This window comes from Ramlibacter sp. (assembly GCF_028291745.1).
GTDB lineage: Bacteria > Pseudomonadota > Gammaproteobacteria > Burkholderiales > Burkholderiaceae_C > Ramlibacter.
Map to the genome: position 1 here is coordinate 15,994 of NZ_JAQGNQ010000112.1, position 12,380 is coordinate 28,373.

The following is a 12,380-nucleotide window of genomic DNA, read 5'->3' on the forward strand; positions in this document are numbered from 1 at the left end:
CACGAGAGTCCACGGCCGCGAGTGCCCTTGCCTGGATGTCATTGCGGGCTTGACCCGCAATCCACGCTGCGACGGCGGATGCGCCGTCGTGGATCCCGGGTCAAGCCCGGGATGACATCCGCTGGGGTCTCACAACATCGCCAAGGGCGTCGCCTCCTGCGGCGGCGGGAACAGGCGATCCAGTTCTTCGAGCTGTGCGGCAGACAAGGGCCGCGCCAGCGCCCCGGCGTTCTCCTCCACCCGCTCCCGGCTGCCGCTCTTCGGAATCGCAATCACGCCCTCCTGCGCCAGCAGCCAGGCCAGCGCGACCTGCGACACCGTCATGCCCTGACGCTGCGCGAAGCGCACCAGCGCCGGCGCGCGCAGCAGCCGTCCCTGGTCGAAGGGCGAATAGGCCATCACGGGAATTGCTTGCGCGTGCAACCACGGGCGCAGGTCCCAATCGATGCCGCGCTCGGCGAGGTTGTAGAGGACCTGGTTGACCTGCACCGCGCCGCCGCCGGGCGTGCCCCACAGGTCCTGCATCGCATCGGTGTCGAAGTTGCTCACGCCCCAGTGGCGGATCTTGCCCGCCCGGCGCAGTGCCTCGAAGCCCTCCACCGTCTCGGCCAAGGGAACGCTGCCCGGCCAGTGCAGCAGATAGAGATCGATCGTCTCCACCCGCAGCCGGCCAAGACTCGCCTCGCACGACTTGCGCATTGCCTTGGCCGACGCGTTGTGCGGGTAGACCTTGCTGACCAGGAAGACCTGGTCGCGGCGGCCGGCGATCGCCTCGCCCACCAGCAGTTCCGAGCGGCCGTCGCCATACATCTCCGCCGTGTCCACCAGCGTCAGGCCCAGGTCGAGCCCGCGGCGCAGCGCTGCAATCTCCTGCTGGCGCAGAGCCGGATCGTCACCGAGGTTCCAGGTCCCCTGGCCGAGCGCCGGCACCGTTTCGCCGCAGGGGAGGACGCGCTTCATGCCTTCACCTCCTGGAGCATTCGCTGATGAACGCGCGCCGTGCCTCGCCGGTCTTGCCGCGTGCCTCGGCATTGCACTCCTGCATCACCTTCTGCTGCCGCTGGCGGCCGGCCGCGAGGCAGGCGCCCAGGAAGCGATTGTGCTCGCTGCCTTTCAGCTCGCGCGTATCGGCCTCGTAGCGGCAGGTCGTCATCAATTGCTGCTGCGGCGTCGGCTCGCGCCGCAGCTGCTGCGCCTGGACTGCGGTCGCCAGGAGCATGGCGGCGAGGGCGATGGCGGTGCGCTTCATCGGGTTCCTTCCAGGGCAGTTGGGTGAAATTATCGGCCACCCTGCGGCTCAGGCGCCCTGCAGGTCGGGCGCCAGCCGGATCAAGGCGCCGCGCGCGGAGGCGGCGATCTGCAACTGCTCGATCAGCATGCGGTTCATCTCGGAGATCGCCACCGTCCGCGGCCGGTCGGTGCGCCACACCAGATGGCGCGAAATCGACAGCGCCTGCACCGGCCCGCCGGAGAAGCTGCCGCCGTCCGCATCGCCGCCCACAACGGAGTACGGAGTGACGTGATAGCCCACCCCTCGCCGCACCAGTTGCTTGATCACGTCCAGCGCCTCCGCCTGGATCACGATGTTCAACGCGAAGCCGTGGGCGGCGGCCGCCTTCTCCAGCAGCATGCGCAGCGAGTTGTGGTGGCTGGTCTGGATCAAGGGCAGCTGCCGCAGGTCCGCGATCGCGTAGCTGCGCTGTTCCCCGCCCGCGGGGCCCAGGAGCCACAAGCCCTCCTCGAACAGCAGCCGCGATTCCAGCAAGGGGTGGCTGTGGAATTCGGTCATCACCGCGACATCTAGGCGATCCGACAACATCCATTCCTGCAGCACCTGGTTGTAGCCCTCGGCGAGGCTCACCAGCACGTCGGGGTAGTGGGCACGGTAGCGCGCCACGGTGCTGCCGATCAGGAGATTGCCCACCGAAGGCGGAAAGCCGATGCGCACCGTGCCGGTCGGCACCTGCGCGCGCGAGATCACGTCGATCCGCGTCTGGTCCGCCATGCGCAGCAGGGCGGCGGCACGCACCTCGAGCAGCCGGCCGGCTTCGGTGGGCTCGGAGCCGCGGCTGTGCCGGTGGAACAGCGGCACGCCCAGCTCCTCTTCCAGCAGGCGGATCTGGCGGGTGATGGCCGGCTGCGCCACGTGCAGCGCGTCCGCCGCCTTGCTGAAACTGCGCAGTTCGGCCACGCGCAGGAAGTACTTCAGCTGGGTCAGGTCCAAGGTCACGGTCTCCATCGGCGAACTCGCTGACAGGGTGCTGCAGCGTCGTGTGCCATTCAATTATCTGATGGCGAACGTCACAATTTGGTATTTCCGCGATGACGGGCGCCTCCCTATAGTGCGCCGCAGATGGCACGATTTCTCAGCGAGCAGGACGTCGAACACCTGCTGACCATGCCCCTCGCGCTCGAGGCCGTGGAGCAGGCGATGGCCGAACTCGCGCGCGGCGAAGCCACCAACCTGCCGCGCGATCGCCTGCGCTCGCCCGAGACCAGCATGCACCTGCTGCAGGGGCTCGTGCCCAGCCAGGGTGCGATGGGCTACAAGGTCTACACCGTGCACCGGGGCGTCGTGCGCTTCCTGCTGCATCTGTATGACAGCCGCAGCGGCCGCTTGCTGGGCATCCTGCAAGCCGGCCTGCTCGGGCGCATGCGCACAGGCGCGGCCAGCGGGGTCGCCACGCACCAATTGGCCCGTGCCGACGCGCGCACCCTGGGCGTGTTCGGATCGGGCAAGCAGGCGGCTGCGCAGGTCGAAGCCGTGTGCCTGGTGCGCCCGATCGCCACGGTGAAGGTCCATGCGCGCGATCGCGATCGGCTGACCGTGTTCTGCGATGCGCTGGCACGGCGGCTCGGCGTCGATGTGCGCCCCGCCGCGAGCGCGCGCGAGGCGGTCGAAGGCAGCGACATCGTCACCACCATCACCAGCAGCGAGACGCCCGTCTTCGACGGTGCCTGGCTTGCCGAGGGCACGCATGTCAATGCCGCGGGCAGCAACATGCTGAGTCGGCGGGAACTTGACGAAACCACCCTTGGCCGCTGCGAGCTGATCGTGACGGACAGCCGCGAGGTCGCGCGGCGCGAGTGCGGGGACCTGCTGCCGATGATCGAAAAAGGCCGCATCGGCTGGGGCCAGGTCGCGGAATTGGGGGATGTCCTGATCGGTCGCGCGCCCGGCCGTGCACACGATGGCCAGATCACCTGTTTCGAGTCGCATGGCCTGGCCGTGCAGGACGTGGCGGTGGGCGCCCGCCTGCTCGCGTTGGCTGCGCAACGGGACGTCGGCAGCGCGCTGCCCCCGGAGCTCGAGTGAAGACCCATACCAAGGAGACAAGCAGATGAATCCAATGCGCACCGAAGCGCGCAGGCCGCGGCTGTTACGCCGCGCCGTGCTGGCCCTCGGCCTCACCCTGGCCGCCACCGGCGCGATGGCGCAGGCGTGGCCCAGCCGCCCGATCCGCATGATCGTGCCCTTCCCGGCAGGCGGCCCGACCGACGTCTATGCGCGCGTCATCGGGCAGCGCCTGAGCGAAGTGCTCGGCCAGCCGGTGATCGTCGAAGACAAGCCGGGCGCCACCGGCGTCATCGGCAGCACTGCCGTCCGCGATGCGCCACCCGACGGCTACACGCTGCTCTTCACCTCGAACAGCGCGCACGTGATCGGGCCGCTGCTGCACAACCCCGCGCCCTTCGATCCCGTCGCCGACTTCAAGCCGGTGATGATGGTGCTGCGCTACCCGATGTACCTGCTCACCTCGGCCAAGCTGCCGGTGACCAACGTGAAGGAGTTCGTGGCGCTGGCGAAGTCGAAGCCGGGCAAGCTGAGTTATTCGAGCGTGGGCATCGGCAGCGGTGGCCACCTGGCGTGCGAGCTGTTCAACATGGCGACCGGCATCAACACGCTGCACGTCGCCTACAAGGGCGCGGCGCCCGCGCAGGCCGCACTGGCCGCGGGCGAGGTCGACTACATGTGCGACAGCGTCGGCTTCTCGCAGCCGCTGGTGGACGCCGGCAAGCTGCACGGCCTGGCGATCATCGGCCCGAAGAGGGTCCCTGCCGTGCCCAGCGTGCCCACGGTCGCCGAGCAGGGCATCCCCGGTGTCTCCGCCTTCATCTGGCAAGGCGTCTACGGGCCCAAGGGCCTGCCCGACGCAGTGCGCGATCGCCTGAGCGCGGCGCTGACGAAGATCGTCAACGAGCCGGCTTTCAAGGAGCGCGTGGACAAGAACGGCTACGAACTGATGGCCAGCACGCCCGAGCAGCTGACGCGCGACACCGTTGCCGAGAAGGCGATGTGGAGCCGCATCATCACCGAGAAGAACATCAAGGCCGAATGAGCGGCCGCACCGACCAAGGAAATCCATGACTGCAGTCGATTACAAGAGCGAGGTCCGCGACGGCATGCGGATCGACTGGGATGTGCCCATCCCCATGTCCGATGGCGTGGCCATGCGCTGCGACATCTTCCGGCCGGTGGGCGACGGACCCTACCCGGTCATCCTGAGCTACGGCCCGTATGGCAAGGGCCTGTCATTCCAGGAGGGCTACTCCACCGCCTGGAAGCTGATGATCGACGAGTACCCGGACGTCGCGCGGGGCTCGTCGAACAAGTACCAGAACTGGGAGGTGGTCGATCCCGAGAAGTGGGTGCCGGACGGCTATGTCTGCATCCGCGTCGACTCGCGCGGCGCGGGCCGCTCGCCCGGCGTGTCGAACCAGCACTCCCCGCAGGAGACGCAGGACATCGTCGAATGCATCGAGTGGGCGGGGGTGCAGCCGTGGTCGACCGGCAAGGTCGGCATGAACGGCATCTCCTATTACGCGATCAACGCATGGCGCGCCGCCGCCAGGCAGCCGGCGCACCTGGCGGCGATCTGCTGCTGGGAGGGCAACACCGACCGCTATCGCGAAGCATCGCACCACGGCGGCATCCTCAGTGTGTTTGCCAAGAACTGGCACGACATGCAGGTCAAGACCGTGCAGCACGGACGCGGCGAGCGCGGCGCCCGCAGCGCCGTCACCGGCGAACTGGTCTGCGGACCCGAGACGCTGCCCGACGAGGAACTGGCGAAGAACCGCGTCAACATGTGGCAGGAGTTCCTGGAGCACCCGCTGGACGACGCCTACTACCGCGCGCGTTCGCCGGACTTCTCCAGGATCGAAGTGCCCCTGCTGTCGGCGGCCAACTGGGGCGGCCAGGGCCTGCACCTGCGCGGCAACATCGAAGGCTTCATGCGTTCGGCCTCGCCGCAGAAATGGCTGGAGGTGCACGGTGGCGCGCACTGGGCGGAGTTCTATACCGACTACGGTGTCGCCCTGCAGAAGCGCTTCTTCAACCACTTCCTCAAGGGCGAGGCCAACGGCTGGGACCGGCACCCCGCCGTGCAACTGAAGGTGCGCCGCATCGACCGCTTCGAGGTGCGGCTGGAAAACGAATGGCCGCTGGCGCGCACCGAGTGGACGCGCTTCTATCTCGATCCGCGCACCATGCGCCTGGGCACGCAGGCGCCCGCCGATGCGCAGGACACCGAGTACGAGGCGATGGGCGACGGCCTCACCTTCATGAGCGAGCCGCTGAAGGAGGAGACCGAGATCACCGGGCCTTCGGTGCTGCGCCTGAACCTCTCGTCCGAGACCACCGATGCCGACGTGTTCGCGGTGCTGCGCGTGTTCGATCCGCAAGGCAAGGAGGTCGTGTTCCATGGTGCGCTCGATCCGAACACGCCCATCGGCCAAGGCTGGCTGCGCGCCTCGCACCGCAAGCAGGACGCCAGGCTGAGCCTGCCCTACCGGCCGTACTACACGCATGACGAGGTGCAGCCGCTCAAGCCGGGCGAGTGCGTCGCGCTCGATGTGGAGATCTGGCCGACGTGCATCGTGGTGCCGCCGGGTTATCGCATCGGCCTGTCCGTGCGTGGCAAGGACTACGAGTTCGACGGACCGGCCGCGACCCTGTCGAACATGAAGAACCCCATGAAGGGCTGCGGCCCCTTCGTGCACGACGATGCGGGAGATCGCCCGCCCGAGGTTTTCGGCAAGCGCAACCGCCTGCACTTCAGCGGCGGCAAACAGAACTACGTGACGCTGCCGCTGATTCCGCCCAAGCGCACGTAGTACACGTGCAGGTGTGTTGAGCAAAGTCGCCGGCCTCACCCGCCGGCGACGATAGCCCACGCTCCCAGCAGCACCAGCCCCACAAGGAAGCAGCGGCGGAACCCGGCCTCGCTCAGGTGCGAGCGCAGCCGCTGGCCGACGGCCATGCCCGCCAGCGCCGGCACGAGCGCGAGCGCCGACTGCAGCGATGCCGCCATGCCCAGCTCGCCACGCGCTGCGAGCAAGGCAGCGAGCGCGATCGTCGACGTGGAGAAGGACAGCCCCAGCGCCTGCGCCAGCGCGTCGCGGTCGAGTCGCAGCCACTGCAGATAGGGCACAGCCGGTAGCACGAAGACGCCGGTCAGCCCGGTGACCAGCCCCGTCGTGACGCCCGCGATCGTGCTGGCCAGGGCTTCCCGCCCGGGCCGGGGCCGCCGCGGGCGCCAGCCGGCCAGTCCACCGACGCCATAGGCTAGCAGGCAGGCACCGAGCAGTTGCCGGCCGAGCCCCTCGTTGGGCAGCGGCAGCCAGGCCGCGGCAGCGACGCCCACGACGATCGCAAGTTGCAGCGGCCACAAGCGTCGCAGCAGCGGGCGCAGGCCGGGCCCGACCAGGCCCTGCCACAGGTTGGTCAGCAGCGAAGGCAGAGTGAGCAGGCCGGCCGCCTGCGGCACCGTCATGAGCAGGCCGAGAAAGCCCATCGCGAAGGTGGGCAGTCCCATTCCAAGCACGCCTTTCACCACGCCCGCGGCAAAGAAGACGAGGCCCACGAGCGCCAGCTCGGGAAGATGCGCGAACGACATGGCGGGCAGTGTCGCGGCCTCGCAGGGCCGGCACCATCCATCTTTCATTGAGGCTCGCGCGTGGGCGCCTGCCCATAATCGATCCATGCGCTTCGACTGGACCGACCTCCAGGTCTTCCTGCAGGTATGCGACGCCGGCAGCATGACGGCCGCTGCGCAGCGCTGCCACCTGACGCTGGCGGCCGTCAGCGCCCGCATCCGGGCCCTCGAAGAGGCCAACGAGCTCGTGCTGCTGCACCGGCAGGCGCGCGGCGTCACGCCGACGCTGGCGGGCGAGATCCTGGCGCGCCATGCGCGGCTGGTCTTCGAGCAGGTCCAGCGGCTGGAGCGCGATCTGCTGCTGGCGCGGGGCGCACCGGTGCAGCCCCTCGTCGTTCTCGCCAACAGCTCCGCGCTCGCGCGGCCGCTGGCACCGGCACTCGCCGACTGCGCTGGGGATGGCCGGACTGTCGTGGTGCGCGAAAGCGCGAGCGAAGCGACCGTGCAGGCTTTGCGCTCGGGCGCGGCGGAGGTCGGCATCGTCTCGGATGCGGTCGACACGCGCGGGCTGCTGGCGCGCGAACTCGGGCCCGATCCGCTGGTGCTGGTGGTCGCGACTGGCCACGCGCTGGCGGCCTGCGAAAGCGTGCCCTTCGCGGCCGTGCTGGGTCAACCCTGGGTTGCGTGGGGCGAACAGAGCGCGCTGTCCGCGCACCTGCAACTGCGCGCCGCGGCACTCGGCGCAAGGCTGCCAGCGCGATTCACGTATCCGCAAGCGGCAGGCGTGCTGCAACTGGTCGCCCGGGGGGCGGGAGTGACGGTGCTGCCGCAGGCCGTGGTGGACCTGCATGCGGGCGCAGCGGTGGCGTGTGTGCGGCTGGAAGAGCGATGGGCGCAGCGGCGCCTGCTGGTGTGCCACCGCGAAGGTGGCCCTGCCCTGCGCGCGCAGGTGGCCGACGCGCTGCTGCGCGCATGGCGGCTGGTGGCGCCCCCGGCGGGAGTCCAATTACCCCCCGTTTGAGCTTGAAAGCATAGCTCCTTCGCCGCATCCGTTCGCGAGGTACCGTCAGAAGTACCGTCGTTAGCACCGGCTGGCGGATGGTGAGCACCACCGGTATCAGGGCGCACCGGGCGGTCCCGATCATCCGCCGCCGCAAGCTGGTGGTGGGCCAGTAGCGGGTACGCCGGACGGTAGCGCGACGCGAAGGCGGATCAACCAGCACGAAGCTCCAAGAGCACCACACCGCGCGCTGGTGCCGCACGCCCGCCCAGCGGCCAGCTCAGGCTCGTGGTGGGGCATCAGGCAGCATGGGCTTCAGCACGCCCATGCGCGGTGCTTCGGGTGACGCCGCCCTTGCAGCCGTGCGGGGCAAGTCTTCGTGCAAAGCCGCCCGGGAACTTGTGCTCTGCACAACGAATTTATTTTCCATTTGGAAAATGTCTGTGCTACAGTAGAGACGCTCACGCAAAGACCCACCCGCAACGGAGACCAGGAGAAAAGGATGCGCCTCAATGAATTCGGGAAGAAGGCCCGACTACTGCGAATGGAGCTCGATCTTTCGCTGAAGGAGCAGGCCGAAGCCATGTTGATTAGTTCCGCGCACCTGAGCGCGTTGGAGTACGGCGATAAGAAGCTGAACGAGGGCCACATCGATATGGCGGTTCGCTTCTTTGAGCGTGCCGGCGTGCCGAAGAACGAGCTGGCGGCGCTGCGCGACGCCGGTGCGAAGTCGATCGAGTCCATCAACACGAAGGACATGTCGGCTGATGCGCGCGCGATGGTGTACGCCTTCGCGCGCAAGCTGCAAGAGAACGGCAAACCGCCCACGGGCATCGAGAACTGGCTCAAAGACCGGAAGTAACCACACTAGAGGACCGAGGAAGACATGACGACGCTAGGGAACGGACATCGCAGCAGGCTGCCCACCGGTATGAAGGTCGCCCCTACCAGCTACGCTAAGCTGGAACTCGCGGCGGACAGCCTGCGCCCCCTGCTCCCCCGGGAGCGCGGCTCGCAGTACAAGATCGACGGCGCGCGCGTGCTTGAGCGCACGCTGCGTCAGGCGGAATACGAGTTTCACGTCGAACACGCTCACAACCTGGAAGACTGCGCGGCCTTCACCATCCCTGACGAGGGCCTGGTGGTGCTGCGGCAGGACGTCTACGACGGCCTGTTCCGCGACTCCGTCTTCTCGCGCAGCACCGTGATCCACGAGGTCGCGCACATCGTCCTGAAGCACCATGTCACCCTGCGTCGCGGCGCTGTCGGCCAGCACAAGTTCTACGAAGACAGCGAGTGGCAGGCCAAGGCAATGACGGCGGCGGTGATGATGCCGATGGACGCGTGCCAGCAGGCGCGAAACGCGTATGACTTGGCAGAGATGTGTGGCACCAGCGTCGAGGCCGCTACGTACCGCCTAGAACGGCTGATCAAGGAGAGGCTGATCTCGCGCAAGCTGTAAAGAAAAAGCCCACGAAGTGGTTGCAACACTTCGCAGGCCTGTGGTTGGTGAAGCGGGTTTGACCAGCCACCCCGAACCGATGTCTTGTCAGGACCCCGCGAGTTTACGCCCGCGGCGACGGTTTGGGTAGAGAACATCCCGGATAGCCCCTTCAATTCAAGGAGGTCGCATGTCGACCAACGAGAACCAGCAGGGCGGCCGTTGGGTGTATTGCCGGTCCATTCGTCTCAAGAATGGCCGTGTGATCTACCCGAAGAACGCCCAGTTCTTCCGCTTCTGGGTCAAAGCCTGACCCGCCGTTAGCGGCGTAGACGCCCGGTTCATACCGGTATGGACGGTCGAAGACCGTGTGCGGGTCGCAGCCTGACGCTGTGGCTTCAACGATCCGACGAGTGCCAGGGGTTGGCCCTGGCACCGTCATCACCAACGCCACATCAAAGGACATCAACATGTCAGGCAACAAAACGACTCCCCGCGGCCGCGATGCGAAATCGGGCCAGTTCATCCCCGTGCGCGAGGCGCAGCGGCGCCCGAGCACCACCGTGGTGGAACGCGTCGCCGTCCGCTCTCCTGCGCCGAAACGAAAGGCGGGCCGGTAATGGAGGACTCGAAGACCAACGCTCGCCCGCCGCGCGACGCACTGGGAATCGGGTTCGGACTCTTCCTAGTCTTGGCCGGCGCCCTCACCTTGGCAGAGAACGCCGGGTGGATTTCCGCCCTGAAGTGGGGAGCCCCCGTCTTCTGGACGGTGGTCGGGTCCGTCATCTTCTACAAGTCGCTCCGAACCAAGTAACAGCGCTGGCTCACTCCCCTGGCCCGCTTCGGCGGGCTTTTTCAGTGGTGCTCGCAGAACCGGCAGCACAGTCTCACGCCCGGCGGTGACGTGCATCAGGAGGGGCGGCGCCACCCCTAGGAAGATTCGTGAATGCGCATCAACTCACCAGAAGCACTTGGCCTGGCGTGGCCTGCGCGGTCTGAGGCCGATGCGCGAGCGAGCGCTGCGGTGGCGCCTACTTCAACTGCAGATGCAGCCGTCGCCACGGCGCAATCCTCGTGGATGAGGAGTTGCCCCCGGTACAGTTCGGGGCGCCCTTCTCAGGTTCCCGAGCCCTACCGTCAGCCGGTTGACTGCCTGGACGGTCAGCCGAGGAGTCGATGGAGAGGTTCATGACCCATCTGGCGTTGCTGAAGAATCGGGCTTTCGCGAGCGGGGCGCGGGCGTCGACCAGGGCTCCAGTATCCGGAGAATGCACCCTCAACAAAGGAGTAGCGCGATGACAACTGGCCCATGGCCCGCCTCGACGAGCGTGCATGCACCGACGCCGGGACCGTGGATCATCGTCCGGCAGCCAGGCGGCAGAAACCCGATCCTGATCAAGAGTGCAGCCCTTCCGATGACTGCGCCGGCGGTGTTCCGCCTGCGTGACCAGAAGATGCACAACCTTGAAGCGAATGCACAGCTCGCCGCAGCATCGTGGGAACTGCTCGATGGTGCCAGGCGCGCGCGAGCACTACTCGCAAGCGTCGGGAATACTGAAGCGCGTGCGGTAGTCGAAGCGCTGGATGCCGCCATCGCCAAGGCTACCGGGGCCGGCCCATGAGCAATCTCCTCCTGCGCAGTCTGCGAAGAGCAGGTCTCAGCTCGGGACCCGCGTGAGCCAGTACGCGGCGGCGGAGACGATGGCCGCCGCGAGCGAGACGAGGGCACTCCACATCGCATATCTCGCTGCCCGTTCGGATGCTAGGGCTGAGCGCTGCGCGGCGCGCACGGCTTGCCGCTCCAGCTCCAGGGATTCGGCTGCCTTTGCGTCGGCTCGGGTCCGGTCTTGCCGATCCAGCCACTCGTTGATGAGGGATAGGATGCGCGGGTATCCACCGCTAGCCTTGGCAGCCGCATCGCGAAGGGCGACCTCTCCGGCTTCGCCACCGCCATGCTCGTCCACCCATTGCTGCACTTCTTCGACGCTCTTGAAGTCACGCAGGCCCGCGCCCGTGATCGCCGCGCCGCGCGCCATTTCAATCCTCCACTCACTGTCCATCTAACCTCCGGCTCGGGGCAGGAGGGCTTTGCTGATGTTCGCGCCTCTCCTCACGTCGATTGTGCCGGCTGGGAGTTCAGCCTCTCATTGCGCCCCGCAGCACCCGCGTCCAGCCACAATCGGCCATGAGCAACCTTCGCCTACGCGGCCTGCGCGAAGCTGGGGTCATTACCGGCCAGGTGCTGCCCTTCGCGCGTGTCGGCGCGGCGGCGGCTGTTGCCACGCGCCACAACGAGGTGCACCCGGATGCGCCGTGGATCGTCATGATCGTGGAGGCCATGAACAGCGGCGACTACTGGGTGGTCAGCGAAGAGGATGCCCAGCGCCTGGAGGCGAAGGGCTACACCCGGTACGTCACGAAGCAAGGCCTGCCGGAGACCTGGTCCCCGTTGCTCCATTGACGAATTCGTAGGCGCGGTCGCAGCCGTTGCGTTGGCGCTGCGCGACTTCGTCGTCCGCGCAATCGGCTCGCCGAAGCGCGAGGCGGTCAGTCGCTGGAGGCCAGGGCGTACCAACAGCCGCTGCCGACGATCAGGAGGGGCTTGGGCGAGATGGGCCGGCCGTCCGGCATCCAGACAAGCTAGCCGGGAACGCGGGTGATGAAGTACGTCGCAGCGAAAACGATCCCGGAAGCGGCCGAGATGAGCGCGCCCCACATCGCGTACCTGGCGGCGCGCTCCGAAGCCACGGCTGCGCGACGGGCTGTTTCCAGGCTCGCCTCTGCGTACGCATCGGTGCGCTTGCGCTCTTGCAGCTCCAACCACTTCTCCGCCACCTGCGAGTTGTAGACGAACTCTCCGTTGGCTAGACCGGTACGTACGCGCAGTTCCCCGCCGTTGTACTTGGCCCAGGTGCCCACGGCCTCCACCGACTGCAGCCGCGACGGCGACTGGTTGCTGTAGTAACCCTCCTCCAATTCGTCGTCTTCGCCCATGCGCTGATTATCGCGTCGCGATGCATTCCGCATGGCTGGCTCCCCCGCATGCCTCATGCACCAGCAG

General features: G+C 67.5%; 15 protein-coding genes. 9 read left to right on the forward strand and 6 right to left on the reverse strand.

Going from position 1 to position 12,380, the window contains the following annotated elements:
* Nucleotides 1–129: 129 nt before the first annotated feature.
* The 3 genes from JWP60_RS20635 to JWP60_RS20645 are packed head-to-tail and all read right to left on the reverse strand — an operon-like array spanning nucleotide 130 to nucleotide 2,224.
* Nucleotides 130–960 (reverse strand): aldo/keto reductase, encoded by an 831-nt coding sequence (locus JWP60_RS20635; protein WP_299795483.1) that lies wholly within the window; start codon nucleotides 958–960, stop codon nucleotides 130–132.
* Between the two features lie 4 nt (nucleotides 961–964).
* Nucleotides 965–1,249, reverse strand: coding sequence for a PsiF family protein (locus JWP60_RS20640; protein ID WP_299795484.1), 285 nt, complete (start codon nucleotides 1,247–1,249; stop codon nucleotides 965–967).
* 48 nt (nucleotides 1,250–1,297) lie between these two features.
* Entirely contained in the window at nucleotides 1,298–2,224 is a 927-nt protein-coding gene (locus JWP60_RS20645) for a LysR family transcriptional regulator (RefSeq protein ID WP_299795486.1), read from the reverse strand.
* Between the two features lie 129 nt (nucleotides 2,225–2,353).
* On the opposite strand from JWP60_RS20645, the gene JWP60_RS20650 reads away from it, so the two are divergent.
* Genes JWP60_RS20650 through JWP60_RS20660 form a run of 3 tightly spaced genes read left to right on the forward strand, consistent with a single transcriptional unit; the run spans nucleotide 2,354 to nucleotide 6,117 of the window.
* Nucleotides 2,354–3,316 carry an ornithine cyclodeaminase family protein gene (locus JWP60_RS20650; protein ID WP_299795488.1) on the forward strand — a complete coding sequence of 321 codons (963 nt, stop codon included), beginning with the start codon at nucleotides 2,354–2,356 and terminating at the stop codon, nucleotides 3,314–3,316.
* A gap of 25 nt (nucleotides 3,317–3,341) precedes the next feature.
* Nucleotides 3,342–4,340: a tripartite tricarboxylate transporter substrate binding protein gene (locus JWP60_RS20655; RefSeq protein WP_299795490.1), complete on the forward strand. Its 999-nt coding sequence runs from the start codon at nucleotides 3,342–3,344 to the stop codon at nucleotides 4,338–4,340.
* 25 nt (nucleotides 4,341–4,365) lie between these two features.
* Nucleotides 4,366–6,117, forward strand: a complete 1,752-nt coding sequence (locus JWP60_RS20660; protein ID WP_299795492.1) for a CocE/NonD family hydrolase — start codon at nucleotides 4,366–4,368, stop codon at nucleotides 6,115–6,117.
* Between the two features lie 35 nt (nucleotides 6,118–6,152).
* Here the strand turns inward: JWP60_RS20660 and JWP60_RS20665 are convergent, their stop codons facing one another.
* Nucleotides 6,153–6,899 carry a sulfite exporter TauE/SafE family protein gene (locus JWP60_RS20665; RefSeq protein WP_299795494.1) on the reverse strand — a complete coding sequence of 249 codons (747 nt, stop codon included), beginning with the start codon at nucleotides 6,897–6,899 and terminating at the stop codon, nucleotides 6,153–6,155.
* Between the two features lie 85 nt (nucleotides 6,900–6,984).
* Between JWP60_RS20665 and JWP60_RS20670 the strand changes: the two genes are divergently transcribed.
* From JWP60_RS20670 to JWP60_RS20690, 5 genes are all read left to right on the forward strand, one after another.
* A complete protein-coding gene (locus JWP60_RS20670; protein WP_299795496.1) occupies nucleotides 6,985–7,899 on the forward strand; it encodes a LysR family transcriptional regulator in 915 nt (304 codons plus the stop codon).
* Nucleotides 7,900–8,380: 481 nt separating this feature from the next.
* Nucleotides 8,381–8,740 (forward strand): hypothetical protein, encoded by a 360-nt coding sequence (locus tag JWP60_RS20675; protein ID WP_299795498.1) that lies wholly within the window; start codon nucleotides 8,381–8,383, stop codon nucleotides 8,738–8,740.
* Between the two features lie 24 nt (nucleotides 8,741–8,764).
* A complete protein-coding gene (locus tag JWP60_RS20680; protein WP_299795500.1) occupies nucleotides 8,765–9,340 on the forward strand; it encodes an ImmA/IrrE family metallo-endopeptidase in 576 nt (191 codons plus the stop codon).
* 169 nt (nucleotides 9,341–9,509) lie between these two features.
* Nucleotides 9,510–9,632 (forward strand): hypothetical protein, encoded by a 123-nt coding sequence (locus JWP60_RS20685; RefSeq protein WP_299795502.1) that lies wholly within the window; start codon nucleotides 9,510–9,512, stop codon nucleotides 9,630–9,632.
* A 982-nt stretch (nucleotides 9,633–10,614) separates the two neighbouring features.
* Nucleotides 10,615–10,941 carry a hypothetical protein gene (locus JWP60_RS20690; RefSeq protein ID WP_299795503.1) on the forward strand — a complete coding sequence of 109 codons (327 nt, stop codon included), beginning with the start codon at nucleotides 10,615–10,617 and terminating at the stop codon, nucleotides 10,939–10,941.
* A 36-nt stretch (nucleotides 10,942–10,977) separates the two neighbouring features.
* Here the strand turns inward: JWP60_RS20690 and JWP60_RS20695 are convergent, their stop codons facing one another.
* Nucleotides 10,978–11,379, reverse strand: a complete 402-nt coding sequence (locus tag JWP60_RS20695) for a hypothetical protein (protein WP_299795505.1) — start codon at nucleotides 11,377–11,379, stop codon at nucleotides 10,978–10,980.
* Nucleotides 11,380–11,504: 125 nt separating this feature from the next.
* On the opposite strand from JWP60_RS20695, the gene JWP60_RS20700 reads away from it, so the two are divergent.
* The gene (locus tag JWP60_RS20700) at nucleotides 11,505–11,780 is read left to right on the forward strand and encodes a hypothetical protein (protein ID WP_299795507.1); all 276 of its coding nucleotides are present in this window, start codon (nucleotides 11,505–11,507) and stop codon (nucleotides 11,778–11,780) included.
* Between the two features lie 179 nt (nucleotides 11,781–11,959).
* Here the strand turns inward: JWP60_RS20700 and JWP60_RS20705 are convergent, their stop codons facing one another.
* Nucleotides 11,960–12,313, reverse strand: a complete 354-nt coding sequence (locus tag JWP60_RS20705) for a hypothetical protein (protein ID WP_299795509.1) — start codon at nucleotides 12,311–12,313, stop codon at nucleotides 11,960–11,962.
* Between the last annotated feature and the right edge of the window lie 67 nt (nucleotides 12,314–12,380).

Excerpts from the sequence above, each read along its gene's own strand:
- JWP60_RS20635 (WP_299795483.1), bottom strand. The coding sequence starts at position 960 with ATGAAGCGCGTCCTCCCCTGCGGCGAAACGGTGCCGGCGCTCGGCCAG.
- JWP60_RS20640 (WP_299795484.1), bottom strand. The coding sequence starts at position 1,249 with ATGAAGCGCACCGCCATCGCCCTCGCCGCCATGCTCCTGGCGACCGCA.
- JWP60_RS20650 (WP_299795488.1), top strand. The coding sequence starts at position 2,354 with ATGGCACGATTTCTCAGCGAGCAGGACGTCGAACACCTGCTGACCATG.
- JWP60_RS20655 (WP_299795490.1), top strand. The coding sequence starts at position 3,342 with ATGAATCCAATGCGCACCGAAGCGCGCAGGCCGCGGCTGTTACGCCGC.
- JWP60_RS20660 (WP_299795492.1), top strand. The coding sequence starts at position 4,366 with ATGACTGCAGTCGATTACAAGAGCGAGGTCCGCGACGGCATGCGGATC.
- JWP60_RS20665 (WP_299795494.1), bottom strand. The coding sequence starts at position 6,899 with ATGTCGTTCGCGCATCTTCCCGAGCTGGCGCTCGTGGGCCTCGTCTTC.
- JWP60_RS20670 (WP_299795496.1), top strand. The coding sequence starts at position 6,985 with ATGCGCTTCGACTGGACCGACCTCCAGGTCTTCCTGCAGGTATGCGAC.
- JWP60_RS20675 (WP_299795498.1), top strand. The coding sequence starts at position 8,381 with ATGCGCCTCAATGAATTCGGGAAGAAGGCCCGACTACTGCGAATGGAG.
- JWP60_RS20680 (WP_299795500.1), top strand. The coding sequence starts at position 8,765 with ATGACGACGCTAGGGAACGGACATCGCAGCAGGCTGCCCACCGGTATG.
- JWP60_RS20685 (WP_299795502.1), top strand. The coding sequence starts at position 9,510 with ATGTCGACCAACGAGAACCAGCAGGGCGGCCGTTGGGTGTATTGCCGG.
- JWP60_RS20690 (WP_299795503.1), top strand. The coding sequence starts at position 10,615 with ATGACAACTGGCCCATGGCCCGCCTCGACGAGCGTGCATGCACCGACG.
- JWP60_RS20695 (WP_299795505.1), bottom strand. The coding sequence starts at position 11,379 with ATGGACAGTGAGTGGAGGATTGAAATGGCGCGCGGCGCGGCGATCACG.
- JWP60_RS20700 (WP_299795507.1), top strand. The coding sequence starts at position 11,505 with ATGAGCAACCTTCGCCTACGCGGCCTGCGCGAAGCTGGGGTCATTACC.
- JWP60_RS20705 (WP_299795509.1), bottom strand. The coding sequence starts at position 12,313 with ATGGGCGAAGACGACGAATTGGAGGAGGGTTACTACAGCAACCAGTCG.